15 protein-coding genes are annotated in these 14,565 nt (G+C 70.3%); 7 read left to right on the top strand and 8 right to left on the bottom strand.

Going from position 1 to position 14,565, the window contains the following annotated elements; all coding sequences use genetic code 11:
• Positions 1 to 16: 16 nt before the first annotated feature.
• The 4 genes from ACHWVH_RS06715 to ACHWVH_RS06700 form a co-directional block, all read right to left on the bottom strand.
• A complete protein-coding gene (locus tag ACHWVH_RS06715) occupies positions 17 to 1,225 on the bottom strand; it encodes a PLP-dependent aminotransferase family protein (RefSeq protein WP_150411301.1) in 1,209 nt (402 codons plus the stop codon).
• A 74-nt stretch (positions 1,226 to 1,299) separates the two neighbouring features.
• Positions 1,300 to 1,554: a DUF6587 family protein gene (locus tag ACHWVH_RS06710; protein ID WP_148828380.1), complete on the bottom strand. Its 255-nt coding sequence runs from the start codon at positions 1,552 to 1,554 to the stop codon at positions 1,300 to 1,302.
• Between the two features lies 1 nt (position 1,555).
• On the bottom strand, positions 1,556 to 3,415 hold the full coding sequence (feoB, locus tag ACHWVH_RS06705) for a ferrous iron transport protein B (RefSeq protein ID WP_209029170.1): 1,860 nt from the start codon (positions 3,413 to 3,415) through the stop codon (positions 1,556 to 1,558).
• Entirely contained in the window at positions 3,412 to 3,663 is a 252-nt protein-coding gene (locus ACHWVH_RS06700; RefSeq protein WP_026144392.1) for a FeoA family protein, read from the bottom strand. Before ACHWVH_RS06700 ends, feoB begins: the two co-directional genes overlap by 4 nt.
• Before the next feature lie 124 nt (positions 3,664 to 3,787).
• On the opposite strand from ACHWVH_RS06700, the gene ACHWVH_RS06695 reads away from it, so the two are divergent.
• From ACHWVH_RS06695 to ACHWVH_RS06670, 6 genes are all read left to right on the top strand, one after another.
• The gene (locus ACHWVH_RS06695) at positions 3,788 to 4,576 is read left to right on the top strand and encodes an enoyl-CoA hydratase-related protein (RefSeq protein ID WP_043091924.1); all 789 of its coding nucleotides are present in this window, start codon (positions 3,788 to 3,790) and stop codon (positions 4,574 to 4,576) included.
• Positions 4,573 to 4,977, top strand: a complete 405-nt coding sequence (locus tag ACHWVH_RS06690) for a VOC family protein (RefSeq protein WP_394686861.1) — start codon at positions 4,573 to 4,575, stop codon at positions 4,975 to 4,977. Before ACHWVH_RS06695 ends, ACHWVH_RS06690 begins: the two co-directional genes overlap by 4 nt.
• A gap of 144 nt (positions 4,978 to 5,121) precedes the next feature.
• A complete protein-coding gene (locus tag ACHWVH_RS06685; RefSeq protein WP_295923415.1) occupies positions 5,122 to 6,018 on the top strand; it encodes a hydroxymethylglutaryl-CoA lyase in 897 nt (298 codons plus the stop codon).
• A 112-nt stretch (positions 6,019 to 6,130) separates the two neighbouring features.
• Positions 6,131 to 6,901, top strand: coding sequence for an SDR family oxidoreductase (locus tag ACHWVH_RS06680; protein ID WP_295923412.1), 771 nt, complete (start codon positions 6,131 to 6,133; stop codon positions 6,899 to 6,901).
• Between the two features lie 113 nt (positions 6,902 to 7,014).
• A complete protein-coding gene (yeiP, locus tag ACHWVH_RS06675) occupies positions 7,015 to 7,581 on the top strand; it encodes an elongation factor P-like protein YeiP (protein WP_017912214.1) in 567 nt (188 codons plus the stop codon).
• A gap of 4 nt (positions 7,582 to 7,585) precedes the next feature.
• Positions 7,586 to 8,017: a hypothetical protein gene (locus ACHWVH_RS06670; RefSeq protein WP_295923409.1), complete on the top strand. Its 432-nt coding sequence runs from the start codon at positions 7,586 to 7,588 to the stop codon at positions 8,015 to 8,017.
• Positions 8,018 to 8,362: 345 nt separating this feature from the next.
• Here ACHWVH_RS06670 and ACHWVH_RS06665 read toward each other — a convergent pair whose 3' ends face one another.
• The 3 genes from ACHWVH_RS06665 to ACHWVH_RS06655 form a co-directional block, all read right to left on the bottom strand.
• A complete protein-coding gene (locus tag ACHWVH_RS06665; RefSeq protein WP_295923407.1) occupies positions 8,363 to 10,285 on the bottom strand; it encodes a DUF4105 domain-containing protein in 1,923 nt (640 codons plus the stop codon).
• Positions 10,282 to 10,599, bottom strand: coding sequence for a DUF2388 domain-containing protein (locus ACHWVH_RS06660; RefSeq protein WP_010341821.1), 318 nt, complete (start codon positions 10,597 to 10,599; stop codon positions 10,282 to 10,284). Before ACHWVH_RS06660 ends, ACHWVH_RS06665 begins: the two co-directional genes overlap by 4 nt.
• A 118-nt stretch (positions 10,600 to 10,717) precedes the next feature.
• Positions 10,718 to 12,106 carry an FAD-binding oxidoreductase gene (locus ACHWVH_RS06655; RefSeq protein WP_295923404.1) on the bottom strand — a complete coding sequence of 463 codons (1,389 nt, stop codon included), beginning with the start codon at positions 12,104 to 12,106 and terminating at the stop codon, positions 10,718 to 10,720.
• 342 nt (positions 12,107 to 12,448) lie between these two features.
• Here ACHWVH_RS06655 and serA point away from each other — a divergent pair, with 342 nt between their 5' ends.
• Complete coding sequence (gene serA / locus ACHWVH_RS06650; RefSeq protein WP_043091919.1) at positions 12,449 to 13,690, top strand: phosphoglycerate dehydrogenase; 1,242 nt, start codon at positions 12,449 to 12,451, stop codon at positions 13,688 to 13,690.
• A 216-nt stretch (positions 13,691 to 13,906) separates the two neighbouring features.
• On the opposite strand, the gene ACHWVH_RS06645 is transcribed toward serA, so the two are convergent.
• A complete protein-coding gene (locus ACHWVH_RS06645; protein ID WP_295923402.1) occupies positions 13,907 to 14,488 on the bottom strand; it encodes an NUDIX hydrolase in 582 nt (193 codons plus the stop codon).
• Positions 14,489 to 14,565: the final 77 nt, after the last annotated feature.

Below are 14,565 nucleotides of genomic sequence, written 5' to 3'. Positions count from 1 at the left end.
GGAGGCGCCGCCGGACTCAGGCCGTCGCGCGCCGGTGCGCAGCGACCTCGTCCTGCAGCAGCGCACCGAGGATGCGCACGCCGGTCTCGATGCGTTCGGCCGGCACGGTCACGAACGACAGCCGCAGGGTATTGCGCTGCGGCGCGACCGCGAAGAACGGCGCGCCCGGCACGAAGGCCACGTTGCGCTCGATCGCCTTGCTCAGCAGCGCGCCGCCGTCCATGCCCTCCGGCAGTTCGACCCAGATGAACATGCCGCCGGCCGGGCGGTTCCAGCGCACCTGCGCCGGGAAGTACTTGGCCAGGGCGGCCAGCATCTGCTCGCAACGGCTGGCGTACAGCGCACGGATGCCGGGGATATGCGCATCCAGGAAGCCGTCCTGCACCGCCTCGTAGACGATGCGCTGGCTGAACGAGGGCGTGTGCAGATCCGCCGCCTGCTTGGCCTGCACCAGCTTGGCGTGCACCGCCTCCGGCGCGACCAGGTAGCCCAGGCGAAGACCCGGAGCGAACACCTTGGAGAACGAGCCCATGTAGATGGCGCCGTCCGGGTTCATCGACAGCAGGCTCGGCAGCGTGTCGCCGCTGTAGCACAGCTCGCCGTAGGGATCGTCCTCGACGATGGGCACGCCGGCCGCGGCCGCACGCGCTACCAGCGCCTGGCGCCGGTGCAGCGGCAGGCGCCGTCCGGTCGGATTCTGGAAGTTCGGCAGCACGTACATGAAGCGCGCGCCGGCCAGCTGCGCATCGTCCAGCGCGTCCACCACCACGCCGTCGTCGTCCGACTGCATCGCCGCGAACGCCGGCTGGAACAGCGAGAACGCCTGCAGCGCGCCGAGATAGCTGGGCGTTTCCACCAGCACCTTGCTGCCTTCGTCGATGAACACCTTGCCGAGCAGGTCCAGGCCCTGCTGCGAACCGGTGGTGATCAGCACCTGGCTGGGACGGATGTGGGCACCGTCGCGGCTCAGCCGCGCCGCGACCCATTCGCGCAGCAACAGATAGCCTTCGGTCGGGCCGTACTGCAGCGCCGCCTGTGGCGCGTCGCGCAGCACCTTGTCGCAGGCCTCGCGCATGCGCGCGACCGGGAAGGTATCCGGCGACGGCAGGCCGCCGGCGAAGGAGATCACTTCCGGGCGTTCGGTGACCTTGAGGATTTCGCGGATCGCCGAACTGGTCAGCGCCTGCGCACGGCGGGAAAACTGGAATGGGCTGGTCATCGGCATAGGATAGTCGCCGCCATCGCGACGCGCATGTGCGGCGCACAAGCGATGCGCCGGCCAGCAACGGGCGACGCGACTCAGTGCCGCCGCGGCGGCGTCGGCCCGCAGCTGTCGCAGCCGCCGCAGGCGCCTGCACCGGCGCTGGCCGGCGGTGCGATGCGCCGCCCCAGCGCCTGCAGCCAGGCCGCCCGGCCGGGCTTGAGCAGGCGTAGTGCGAGCGCGCCGCGCAGCTTGCGCGCGGTGCCCGGGAACTGCTTCTTCAACACCACCCAGGCGCTGACCAGTACCGCCAGCGCGATCACCAGGTACTGCAGCAGCAGCGAGGCGCTCATCTCAGCCGGCTCCCAGCGCCACCGCAACCTGGTAGGTGACCAGCGAGGCCAGATACGCCAGCGCGAACAGGTAGAACGCGGCGAAGCTCATCTGCTTCCACGAGTTGGTCTCGCGCTTGATCGTGGCCAGGGTGGAAATGCACATCGGTGCGTAGATGTACCAGACCAGCAACGACAGCGCGGTGGCCAGCGACCAGCCGTCGTGGATCAACGGCGACAGCGCCTGCGCGGCGGCATCGTCGTCGGCCGCCGACAGCGCGTACACCGTCGCCAGCGAGGACACCGCCACCTCGCGCGCGGCCAGGCCGGGGATCAGCGCGATGCAGATCTGCCAGTTGAAGCCCAGCGGCGAGAACACCGTGGTCATGGCGTGGCCGATGCGGCCGGCGAAGCTGTAGTCGATCGCCGGCAGGGTGGCGTCGGCCGGCGGCGCCGGGAACGACAGCAGGAACCACAGCAGGATGGTCAGCGCCAGGATGATGCCGCCGACGCGCTTGAGGAAGATCGCCGCGCGCTCCCACAGGCCCAGCGCCAGGTCGCGCAGGTGCGGCACGCGATAGGACGGCAACTCCAGCAGCAGCGGATGCTCGCCCTTGTCGCGGCGCCACTTCTTCATCGTCCACGACACCACCAGCGCACTGGCGATGGCGGCGAAGTACAGGCCGAACAGCACCAGCCCCTGCTGGTTGAACACGCCCCACACCTGCCGCTGCGGGATGAACGCGCCGATCAGCAGCGCGTACACCGGCAGCCGCGCCGAACAGGTCATCAGCGGCGCCACCAGGATGGTCGCCAGGCGATCGCGCGGATCCTGGATGCTGCGGGTGGACATGATGCCGGGAACGGCGCAAGCGAAACTGGACAGCAGCGGGATGAACGAGCGCCCGGACAGGCCGGCGGCGGCCATCATGCGGTCGAGCAGGAACGCCGCACGCGGCAGGTAGCCGGATTCCTCCAGCGCCAGGATGAAGGCGAACAGGATCAGGATCTGCGGCAGGAACACCACCACCCCGCCGAGGCCGGCGATGATGCCGTCCACCAGCAGGCTGTTCAGCGGCCCCTCCGGCAGGGTTCCGCCGATCCAGGCGCCCAACGCCTTGGTGCCGCCATCGATCAGGTCCATCAGCGGCGCCGCCCAGGCGTACACCGCCTGGAAGATCAGGAACATCACCACCGCCAGGGTCAGCAGGCCGGCCACCGGATGCAGCAGCCAACGGTCCAGCGCGTCGTCGACGCGCGAGGTGCGGGTCGGCATCGACACCGCCGCCGCCAGGATCGCGCGCACCTGCTGGTGGTAGTCGCCCTGCCCTTCGCTCGGCGCCACCGCGGGCGGCAGTGCCGGCGCCAGCGCGTCCAGCCGCTCGACCAGGGCGCGGGCGCCGTTGCGGCGCACCGCCACGGTCTCGATCACCGGCACGCCCAGCGCCTGTTCCAGCGCCTGGCGGTCGATCTGGATACCGCGGCGCTGCGCCGCGTCGACCATGTTCAAGGCCACCAGCATCGGCTTGCCCAGCTCGCGCAGTTCCAGCGCGAAGCGCAGGTGCAGGCGCAGGTTGGTGGCGTCGACCACGCAGACCAGCACGTCCGGCGCCGGTTCGCCCGGGTAGAAGCCGCGGCACAGGTCGCGGGTGATCGCCTCGTCCAGGCTGGCCGGCTGCAGGCTGTAGGCGCCGGGCAGATCCAGCACCGCGAACTCGCGCCCGGACGGCGCGCGGAAGCGGCCCTCCTTGCGCTCGACGGTGACGCCGGCGTAGTTGGCGACCTTCTGCTTGCTGCCGGTCAACTGGTTGAACAGCGCGGTCTTGCCGCAGTTCGGGTTGCCGACCAGGGCCAGGCGCAGCGGCGCGGCCACCGCGCTCACGAGCGCACCTCGTCCAGCGCGCTGACCTGCACCCGTGCCGCCTCGCTGCGCCGCAGCGCGAAGCGCGTATACCCCACCTGCACCAGCAGCGGTTCGCCACCGATCGGCCCGCTGGCCAGCACCTGCACCTGTTCGCCGGCGACGAAGCCCAGCTCGCGCAGACGCCGGGCGATGGCGTCGTTGGCCTGGCGGTCGTGCACGGATTCCACGAGGGCGCTGCTGCGCAACGGCATGTCGGACAACGTCACAGCACGTTCCGTCGATAAGAATGGTTATCAATTGTAGCATCGCCGCGGCGCGTCATGGCGGGACCGGCACGGCCGGCTATGATCGCCGTATGGCTGCCGTTTTCCCTTTGTACGAGCGTGTTCGATGAGCGATGCCCTGTTGTTGCAACGATCCGGCAAGGTCCTGACCCTGCAGTTGAACCGACCCGAGGTCCGCAACGCCTTCGACGCCGCGCTGATCGCCCAGCTCAGCGACGCCCTGCTGCAGATCGGCGCCGATCCGCAGGTGCAGGTACTGGTCCTGGCCGGTGCCGGCGCGGCGTTCTCGGCCGGTGCCGACCTGCAGTGGATGCGCTCGATGGCCGGCGCCGGCGAACAGGAGAACCTGGACGATGCGCTGGCCCTGGCGCGGCTGATGCGTCTGCTCGACGAACTGCCCAAGCCCACGGTGGCGCGGGTGCAAGGCGCGGCGTTCGGTGGCGCGGTGGGCCTGGTCGCCTGTTGCGACATCGCCGTGGCCGCCACCGATGCGCGCTTCGCGCTCAGCGAAAGCCGGCTGGGCCTGCTGCCGGCGGTGATCTCGCCGTACGTGATCGCGGCGATCGGCGCGCGCCAGGCGCGGCGTTGGTTCGCCAGCGCGGAAACCTTCGACGCCGCCACCGCGGCGCAGATCGGCCTGGTCCACCAGGCGGTGGCGCCGGAGGCGCTGGACGCGGCGGTGCAACGCCAGGTCGCCCTGCTCGGCCAGGCCGGGCCGCTGGCCGCCGCCGGCGCCAAGGCCCTGGTGCGGCGGGTCGCCGCCGGCGGCGAGCGCGATGCGCTGGACCAGGCCAACGCCGCCCTGATCGCGCAATTGCGGGTCTCGGCCGAAGGCCAGGAAGGACTGAATGCGTTCCTGGAGAAACGCGAACCGGCCTGGAGGGCTAGTCCATGAACCCGATCGACCATCTCGGCCTGCGCTGCAGCGACCTCGACCGCAGCCTGACCTTCTACCGCGCCGCCCTGGCCGCGCTGGAGCTGGACGTGGTGATGCAGGTGAGCGCCGAGGAAAGCGGCGGCCAGCGCCACGTCGGTTTCGGACGCGACGGCAAGCCCAACTTCTGGATCGCCGACGGCGGCCGCGACGCCGGCGACAATGGCGTGCACGTGGCCTTCGTCGCCGCCAGCCGCGCGCAGGTGGATGCGTTCCATCGTGCCGGCCTGGCCGCCGGCGGCCGCGACCACGGCGCACCGGGCCTGCGCCCGCACTATCACCCCGACTACTACGGCGCGTTCCTGCTGGATCCGGACGGCCACAACATCGAAGCGGTCTGCCACCGCCCGGCAGCGGCCTGATCCGCGCTACCGCGTTGCGCCAGCGCACCTGGCGCCAGCCATGCCTGCCACTGCTTCACCGCCTCTCTTCATCAGGAATCCCATGACCCTCTTTGCTTCCCGCTTCGTGCGCAGCGCCCGGCCAACCGCGCAGGAATACCGCGAATGAGCGACCGCGTGCGCATCGTCGAAGTCGGCCCGCGCGACGGCCTGCAGAACGAGAAGGCCTGGGTCGCCACGGAAGACAAGATCGAGCTGATCGCGCGACTGGGGCGCACCGGCCTGCGCAGCATCGAGGCGACCAGCTTCGTCAGCCCGAAATGGGTCCCGCAGCTGGCCGACGCGGCCGAGGTCTACGCCGGCATCGCGCAGGTGCCGGGCGTGGACTATCCGGTGCTGGTGCCGAACCTGCAGGGCTACGAACGCGCGGCCGCGGTCGGCGTGCGCGAGGTGGCCGTGTTCACCGCCGCCTCGGAGACCTTCAACCGCACCAATACCAATGCCGGCATCGACGAATCGCTGGCGCGCTTCGCGCAGGTGCTGGAACGCGCGGCGGCGGACGGTGTCAAGGTCCGCGGCTACGTGTCCACCGTGCTCGGCTGCCCCTACCAGGGCGACGTCCCCCTGGCCGACGTGGTGCGGGTGGCGCAGCGGCTGCATGCGATGGGCTGCTACGAGATCTCGCTGGGCGACACCATCGGCGTGGGCACGCCAGGCAAGGCGCGGGCGATGCTGCGCGCGGTCGCCGCCGTGGTGCCGATGGACGCATTGGCGGTGCACTTCCACGACACCTACGGCCAGGCCCTGGCCAACATCGCCGCCTGCCTGGAAGAAGGCGTGCGCGTGGTCGATGCCGCGGTGTCCGGCGCCGGCGGCTGCCCATATGCCAAGGGTGCCAGCGGCAACGTGGCCAGCGAGGACGTGGTCTACCTGCTGCACGGCAATGGCGTGGAGACCGGCATCGACCTGCCCGCGCTGGCCGCGACCGGCCGCTGGCTGGCGCAGAAACTGGGCCGGCCGACCGGCAGCAAGGTCGGCCAGGCGCTGGCCGCCGAGGGCTGAGCCGCGGCAGTTCCTTACCCGGCGACGGACCTGCACGCCGCGGCCCGTCGCCGATCTCGCCGCGATGGGGCGGCAGCCTCTAAACTGGGCGTTTTCCTGGGAGGGAACATCCATGCAGCTTGCCGATCTGAAAGCGGTGGTCACCGGCGGCGTGTCCGGCCTCGGCCTGGCGGTGGCGCAACGCATCGTCGCCGAAGGCGGCAAGGTCGCGCTGTTCGACCTGAACGACGACAAGGGTGCGGCCGCGGTCGCCGCCCTGGGCGCGGACCGGGCCTGCTACCTGCGCACCGACGTCAGCGACGAGGCCCAGGTGGCTGCGCAGCTCGGCGCAGCACAGGGCTTCCTCGGCGGCCTCAATGCCGCGATCAACTGCGCCGGCATCCTCGGCGCTGGCCGCGTGCTGGGCAAGGAGGCGCCGATGCCGCTGGCCACCTTCCAGGGCACGGTGATGGTCAACCTGGTCGGCAGCTTCAACGTCGCCAAGGCCGCCGCCGACCTGATGCAGCACAACGCCCCGGGCGAGGACGGCGAGCGCGGCGTCATCGTCAACACCGCCAGCGTCGCCGCCTACGAAGGCCAGATCGGCCAGGCCGCCTACGCCGCGTCCAAGGGTGGCGTGGTGGCGATGACCCTGCCGATGGCGCGCGAACTGGCGCGCTTCGGCATCCGCGTCAACACCATCGCCCCGGGCATCTTCTGGACCCCGATGGTCGACGGCATGCCCGAGGCCGTGCAGCAGTCGCTGGCCGCGGCGATCCCGTATCCTTCGCGTCTCGGCCGCCCGGACGAATTCGCCGACACGGTGATGTTCCTGCTGCGCAACCGCTACCTCAATGGCGAAACCATCCGCCTCGACGGCGCGGTGCGGTTGGCGCCGAAGTAGCGGGGAATGGAGAATCGGGAATGGGGAATCGCAAAAGCGCTTCCCTCCGATTGCCAGTTCTCCGCCTTTGCTTTTCCCATTCCCGATTCCCAACTCCCGATTCCCAGCCCCAAATGAAAGCCAACGAAATCAAGAAAGGCAACGTCGTCGAGTACAACAACGGCGTGTACCAGATCCGCGACATCGAGCGCAGCTCGCCACAGGGCCGCGGCGGCAACGTGCGCTTCCGCTTCGTGATGTACAGCGTGCCGGGCGGCAACAAGCTCGATGCCAGCTTCGACGGCGACGACGACCTGCGCGAAGTCGAGCTGATGCGCCGCCAGTCCACCTTCTCGTACAAGGACGGCGAGGCCTTCGTGTTCCTCGACGACGAGGACTACACCCCCTACACCCTGGACGCCGATGCGATCGGCACCGATGCGGGTTACATCACCGACGGCCTCAGCGGCATCTACGTGCAGGTCATCGACGACCAGCCGGTGGCGATCCAGTTGCCGCAGAGCGTGACCCTGGAAGTGATCGAGACCCCGCCTGAGCTCAAGGGCGGCACCGCCACCAAGCGCCCGAAGCCGGCCAAGCTCAACACCGGGATCGAGATCATGGTGCCGGAGTACATCGGCAACGGCGAGCGCGTGCTGGTCAACACCACCACCGGCGAGTTCGCCGGTCGCGCCGACTGAGCCCATGCGCGGGAGCAGTGTCACCCACGTCTCCCGCACAGGCAGCGCCGCGCATGCGCCGCGGCCCGCCTGCCTCGGCCTGCTGCTGGTCTTGCCGGTGCTGGCGCTCGCCGCGCCGGTGACGCCGGCCACGGCGGCCGCCCCCAAGCCCGCGTGCACGATTCCCGACGCGGTCGATCCCGAGCACCACGACGGTTTCTGCACGCTGCCCGCGCCGATCCGCGCCTTCGTCGCGCGCCAGGACACCTGCACCCATTTCGCCGGCGAAGAGCCCTACGACGCGGCGCGGCGGCGCGAACTGGAGCAGGCGATGGCCAAGTACTGCGACGGCAACGAACAGACGTGGGCGACGCTGCGTGCACAGTACCGCCAGGATCCGCCGCGCGACGCCTGGCTGCGCCGCTACGGCGAGGATGCGGGTCTCGAGCTGCCGTGATGACGGCTTGCCGGCCGGCAAGGTGGCGCCCTTGCGGGCATCGGCGTCGGCCCTGACGGCCGTCGACATCGGCCGGCTTCGCGTCTTCGCTCGTCGCGGCTGAAGCCGCCCCCTACCTAAATGGGTTGGACGCGCGCCGCGTTTCTGTGGGAGGGACTCCAGTCCCGACCCATGGAGCTTTCAGTCTTCCTTCATGCGAACACGGCTGCGCCTGCGACGCACAGGTGCTGCGGACTCACGCCGCGAACGTCGCGGGAGCGGCTTCAGCCGCAACCGCGCCGCCGTCAACCGCACGGGCGATCCAGTTCCCTTCGATCGCCTCGCATCACAAGCACGCACGCCGCGCTACGGCTGCCCACCACGCTGCCGCAACAGCGACGGCGAATCCAACTGCAGTCCACCGCCTTCGCGATTGAGCGTGCGCAGGCGTGCGCCCAGCGTCGCCAGGTTGGCATCGATCTGCGCCAGGTCCGCCTGCAGCGGCGCCGGCAGCAATCCGCGCAGGCGCGTCTGCAGCGCGGCGCCGTCGTCGTGCAGCGCCGCGATCCGTGCCTGTCCCTGCACCTGCAGCCAGGCACGTTCCTGCGCCTGCGGCAGGCCATAGCCCGGCTGCCCCTGCAGCAGGCTCGCCGGTTGGCTCAGTAGCCCCTGCTCGGCCAGCACGGCACGCACCGCGCTGGCAGCGTCACGTGTGTCGGCACCCGCATCGCCCCCGCCCGCACCGGCCACCGCGGTCGGCAGCGGCTTGCCCAGATAGCGCCGTTTCAATGCTTCGCGCCCACGCTGTTCGGCGCGGCGGCGGGCGGCGTTCTCCAGCAGCAACAAGGCGGCACTGGCACGCAGGTCGCCACGCTCAAGCCACGGCGCGCGCTGCGCGGCCGGCAGATCCAGCCACGCGTCGGCATTGCGGGCCGGCAGTGCCAGGGAGCCGCGCGCCACTGCGAACATCTGCGCAAAATGCGCGCTCGCCGCCGGGAAGAAGTAGCCATCGCGCACCGCCGCGTCGGCGTCGTCGAACACCGACGCATCGGCGATGCCGGCCCGTACCAGGCGCCGGCGCAGGCCGGTCGGGCTGATCCCGGACAGATGCGCGGCCGCCAGCCGCGGCACGCCGTCGTGCAGCAAGGCGTAGGTCTCCACCGCGCAGTTGTTGCTCAGGAAGTAATAGCGGCCGTCGTAGCTCCAGTGCAGTTGCGCGGCACGCTCCAGCAGCGCGGCGATCTCTTCGCGCGACAGCCGCAGCGGCAGCGACTGCAGGCCGCGCAACTGCACCTGGGTGTAGTCGTCCACCACCTGGCGCAGCGGCAGCACGAACAGCCGCGACGGGTAGGAGCCGGTGAGCCCGCGCAGGTTGGAAATCTGCACGTCGTCGACGAAGGCGCGGAACGACAGCACCCGGTGCTCGGCCAGGTCCAGCCGGCATGCCGGCCCCAGCGGCCGCCCCGGCGCGCAGATCACCAGGCGCAGCATGCTGTGGCCCCAGTGGCTCATCGGCTGCGCGTTGCCTTCGGCCAGCAGGTAGTCCACCGCGTAGATCCGCGCCGGGTCCACCTGCAGCAAGGCGGCCGCGTCGGCCAGCGGGTCCTGCACGAACACCTGGCCGGGCGCGCATGCGCTCGCCGGTGGCGTCCATGCCAGGCGTGCGGCGAAGTAGCGGGCCAGCGCCGGCCGCCGGCAGGCGTAGTCCGGATCGAGCAGGAAGTGCTCGAGATTCACCGCCACGAACTCGGCCGGCGACTGCAATTCGTAGCGATCTGGGCTGCGCTCGGTGAACCCGTTCTGGCCACGACGCAGGCCCAGGCGCATCGGGCTGACCTGCCAGCCGGCCAGATCCAGCAAGCGCGGATCGGACGAGAGATGCCCGGCCGCGGAGCGGTCGTAGAAGTGCGCCAGCTCGTGCAGCAGGGCGGCCAGCGCCGGGCGCCGTGCCGGGTCGGCGACCGGATCGGTGTCGCGCCCTGGCGCCGCGATCCAGTCGCGTAGCAAGCGCTTGTTCAACAGCAGGCGCCTGGCCTGCGCGCGCCCGTGCACCTGCGTGGGGAGATCGTCGCGCCACTGCAGCGGCAGTCCTGCGGGTAGCGCCGCGGTCCAGGCCGGCGGCAGTCGCGCCTGCGCCGCGGCCAGCACGGCCTCGCTGGCCGTGCGCTCGGCGGGACTCAGCCCTGTCTCATCGACAGCGAGCGGCGCGGCCGCTGCGTGCACCGCAGCGGCCAGCGCCAGCAACGCCAGCCACCGCGCGCGCAGGCGCCGTGGCCGGCGCGCGATCACAGCGCCAGGATCGCCTGCGCCAGTTCCAGGTCGCTGGCCTGTTGCGCCTGCGGGTTGCGCTCGCGCAGCACGCGCAGCGCCGCTTCCAGTTGCACGCCGCGGATGCGCCCGGCGCTGGCGACGAAGCCGGCCGCGTCGTCGCGCGCCTGCAGCACCACCTTGTCGTTGTTGGAACTGCTGTCCGAGGACGCCGAGCTGCCGGCCGAGCCGGCCGAGGCCGAACCGGCGGAGCTGCCGGCGAAGCTGGAGGCCTGCGCGAACGCGGGCAGGATCAGGGCGAACAGCAGGGCGCAGCGCGCGGTCACTCGGGTCATTGCAATCGTTCCAAACGGGATCGTGAAAAAGGGGACGGCCAGCGCCGCGCCGCATAGCCTAGCGGTCCGCCCCGCGCAGCGCCTGAACGGGCCGCGCGGCAGCGGTGCACGGCTGCGCTCAGGGATCGAACAGCTTGCCCGGATTGAGCAACCCGGACGGATCGAACACCCGCTTGACCGCGCGCATCAGCGCGATCTCCTCGGCGCTGCGGGTGCTGTCCAGGTAGGGTTTCTTGACCAGGCCGATGCCGTGCTCGGCGGAGATGCTGCCGCCGTGCTCGGCCAGCACCTGCGCCAGCAGCTTGGTGACCTGCTCGCAGGCGGCGATGAACTCCGCCGGCGCAGTGGCCTCGGGCTTGAGCACGTTGATGTGCAGGTTGCCGTCGCCGATGTGGCCGAACCACACCACCTCGAACTGCGGGTAGGCCTCGCCGAGCAGCGCCTGGGTCCGCGCCAGGAACGCCGGCATCGCCGAGATCCGCACCGACACGTCGTTCTTGTAGGGGGTGTAGCGCGCCACCGCTTCGGTGATGCCTTCGCGCAGGCGCCACAGCTGCGCGGCCTGCGCGTCGCTCTGGCTGATCACCCCGTCAAGCACCCAGCCCTGCTCCATGCAGGCCTCGAATGCGGCCAGCGCCGCGGCCTCTTGCGCCTCGTTGCCGCTGGCGTACTCGGTGACCACGTAGTACGGATACACCGTGTCGAACGGGGCCTGCGCGCCATGCGCCAGCACGTGCTGCAGCGCGCGGTCGGTGAAGAACTCGAACGCCTCCAGCTGCAGCCGGCTGCGGAACGCGGCGAACACCTGCATCAGCACCTCGAACGAGGGCAGCGCCAGCAGCATCACGTTGCTCGGCGGCGGCGGGTCGGTGAGGCGCAGGGTGGCTTCGACCACGATGCCGAGGGTGCCTTCGGAGCCGATCAGCAACTGGCGGAAATCGTAGCCGCTGGAATTCTTGATCAACCCGCGGTTGAGCTCGAGCAATTCGCCGCTGCCGGTGACCACCTTCAACCCGGCGATCCACTCGCGGGTGTTGCCGTAGCGGATCACGCGGATGCCGCCGGCATTGGTGGCGATGTTGCCGCCGATCGAGCACGACCCGCGCGCGGCGAAGTCCACCGGGTAAAGCAGCCCGTGCTCGCGCGCGGCGTTGTGCACCGCCTCCAGCGGCATCCCGGCCTGCACGGTGAGGGTGCGGTCGACCGGATCGAAGGCCAGCGCCTTGTTCATCCGCTCCAGACTCAGCACCAGTTCGCCGTGCGCGGCCACCGCGCCGCCGGACAGGCCAGTACGGCCGCCGGAGGGCACCACCGCCACCGCGTGGTCGTTGGCCCAGCGCAGCACCGCCTGCACCTCCTCCACCGTCGCCGGCAGCGCGATCGCCAGCGGCGCCGGGGTCCAGCGCCGGGTCCAGTCGCGACCGTAGTGCTCCAGGTCGGCGGGATCGGTCTTCAGGCGCAGGCCGGGGACAGCGAGGGCCAGGGCATCCAGGCGCGGGTCGGTCATGGGCGGAGAGGCATCGGTGGAGGCAAGCATTCAAGCGTGCCAGCGTTGCGTAACCGCGTCCAGTTGGGGAGGAGCCGGGGCTCGGGAATCTAGAGCCGGGACCCGGGACCCGGAAAAGCAAAAGCAACCGACGTGGGACGTCAAGCAACACCGTCAGGCGCAAGAGGTGCACGCTTCTCCGGGTCCCGGGTCCCGAGTCCCGACTCCTCCCAACAAACATCGATGCACCTGAAACCTTTCCAGCGTTGCATCGCTATCCTCACGGCATCCTATTGCGGCGCACCAAAGCGCGAAGCCATCTGGCATAGTGACCGGCCCGTTGGCCATCGCTCCCTCGCCGCAATGTCGCCCAAGAAGACCTCGTTTCCGAAGCAGGATATCCGCGTGCTGCTGCTCGAAGGCATCAGCCAGACCGCCGTCGACGTGTTCCGCGCGGCCGGCTACTCGCAGATCGAACTGCACGCCAAGTCGCTGCCGGAAGACGAGCTCAAGCAGCGCATCGCCGAGGCGCACATCGTCGGCATCCGCTCGCGTACCCAGCTCAGCGCCGAGGTGCTGGCCCACGCCAAGCGCCTGATCGCGGTCGGCTGCTTCTGCATCGGCACCAACCAGGTCGACCTGGACGCCGCGGAACTGGCCGGCATCCCGGTGTTCAATGCGCCCTACTCCAACACCCGCAGCGTCGCCGAGCTGGTGATCGCCGAGGCCATCCTGCTGTTGCGCGGCATTCCGCAGAAGAACGCCGAATGCCACCGCGGCGGCTGGTCGAAGTCGGCCGCCGGCAGCCACGAGACCCGCGGCAAGGTGCTGGGCATCGTCGGCTACGGGCATATCGGCACCCAGGTCGGCGTGCTGGCCGAGGCGCTGGGCATGCAGGTGATCTTCCACGACATCGAGACCAAGCTGTCGCTGGGCAACGCCCGCACCGCCACCGACCTGGACGACCTGCTGGCGCGCTCGGATGTGGTCACCCTGCACGTGCCGGAAACCGCGGCCACCCGCGACATGATCGGCGCCACGCAGCTGGCGCAGATGAAGCCGGGCGCGCACCTGATCAACGCCTCGCGCGGCACGGTGATCGACATCGACGCCCTGGACGCGGCGCTGCGCAGCGGCCACATCGGCGGCGCCGCGGTGGACGTGTTCCCGATCGAACCCAAGGGCAACGGCGACCTGTTCGAATCGCCGCTGGCTGCGCACGACAACGTGATCCTGACCCCGCACGTCGGCGGCAGCACGCTGGAAGCGCAGGACAACATCGGCGTGGAAGTGGCGGCCAAGCTGGTGCGCTACAGCGACAACGGCAGCACCCTGTCGGCGGTGAACTTCCCCGAGGTGACCCTGCCCGAGCACGCCGAGAGCCTGCGCCTGCTGCACATCCACCGCAACGTGCCGGGCGTGCTGTCGCAGATCAACGAACTGTTCTCGCGCCACAACGTCAACATCGACGGCCAGTTCCTGCGCACCGACCCCAAGGTCGGCTACGTGGTGATCGACGTCGGCGCCAGCGAGGAGCAGGCGGCGGTGCTGAAGGAGGAACTGGCGCAGGTGGCGGGGACGTTGCGGACGCGCATTCTTTATTAGCGGGGATTGGGGATTGGGGATTGGGGATTGGGGATTCGTGGGGGCGCTGCGCGCCCGTACCCTCACCCCTCTCCCGGAGGGAGAGGGGCTATGCATTTCCCTTCTCCCGCCGGGACCATGGCCCCCTTTTTGGGAGAAGGTGCCCCGAAGGGGCGGATGAGGGTACGGGCGCAGCCTCGTGCAGCTGAAACACCGCCTGCGCTTCGCGCCCGACCCTCACCCCAACCCCTCTCCCGGGGGGAGAGGGGCTGATGCGCTGCGCTTCAACCACTTCTGCGCCATGCGCCGCAGCGACGGATCCAGGTCCGCTTCGTCCAGCAGTTCGGCGATCGGGCGCCAGGCCAACGCCAGCGACTCGGCGCTGACCGCGAAGACGTCATCGGCGCCGGCGCGGACTACGTAGCGTGCGTCGTAATGCCAGTGCCCCGGCACCTCGCCGCGGGCTGGAATCCAGTGCCGGTCCAGGTCGAAGATCGCGCCATCCTCCAGTGCCAGGCCGGGCAGCCCGGATTCTTCCTCGGCTTCCTTCAAGGCCACCCGCGCCAGATCGCGGTCGCCGTCGGCGTGGCCGCCCAGTTGCAGCCAGCGCTGCAGCTTGCGGTGATGGGTCAGCAAGGTGCGCGTGCCGTCGGCGCTGACCAGCCAGGCCGAGCCGGTGAAATGGCCGTCCAGGCGCGCGCGCACGAACGGATCGGCGGCATCGTCGAGCAAGGCCAGGAACTGCGCGGCGACCTCGGCCTGGTCCGGACACTGCCCGGCATGGGCCCGCAACTGCTGGCGTAGGGACGACTCCGGCATCGGCGTTCTCGCATTCGGGGGCGGCCATTATCGCCGTCCACGGTGCAGCGCGGCTTGTGGCGGCCGGCCGGCTTTGG

The sequence above is a fragment of the uncultured Xanthomonas sp. genome, assembly GCF_964278005.1.
Taxonomy (GTDB): Bacteria; Pseudomonadota; Gammaproteobacteria; order Xanthomonadales; family Xanthomonadaceae; genus Xanthomonas_A; species Xanthomonas_A sontii.
Note: the sequence above shows the minus strand (reverse complement) of the source record. Positions and strands in the feature narration are given on the sequence as shown.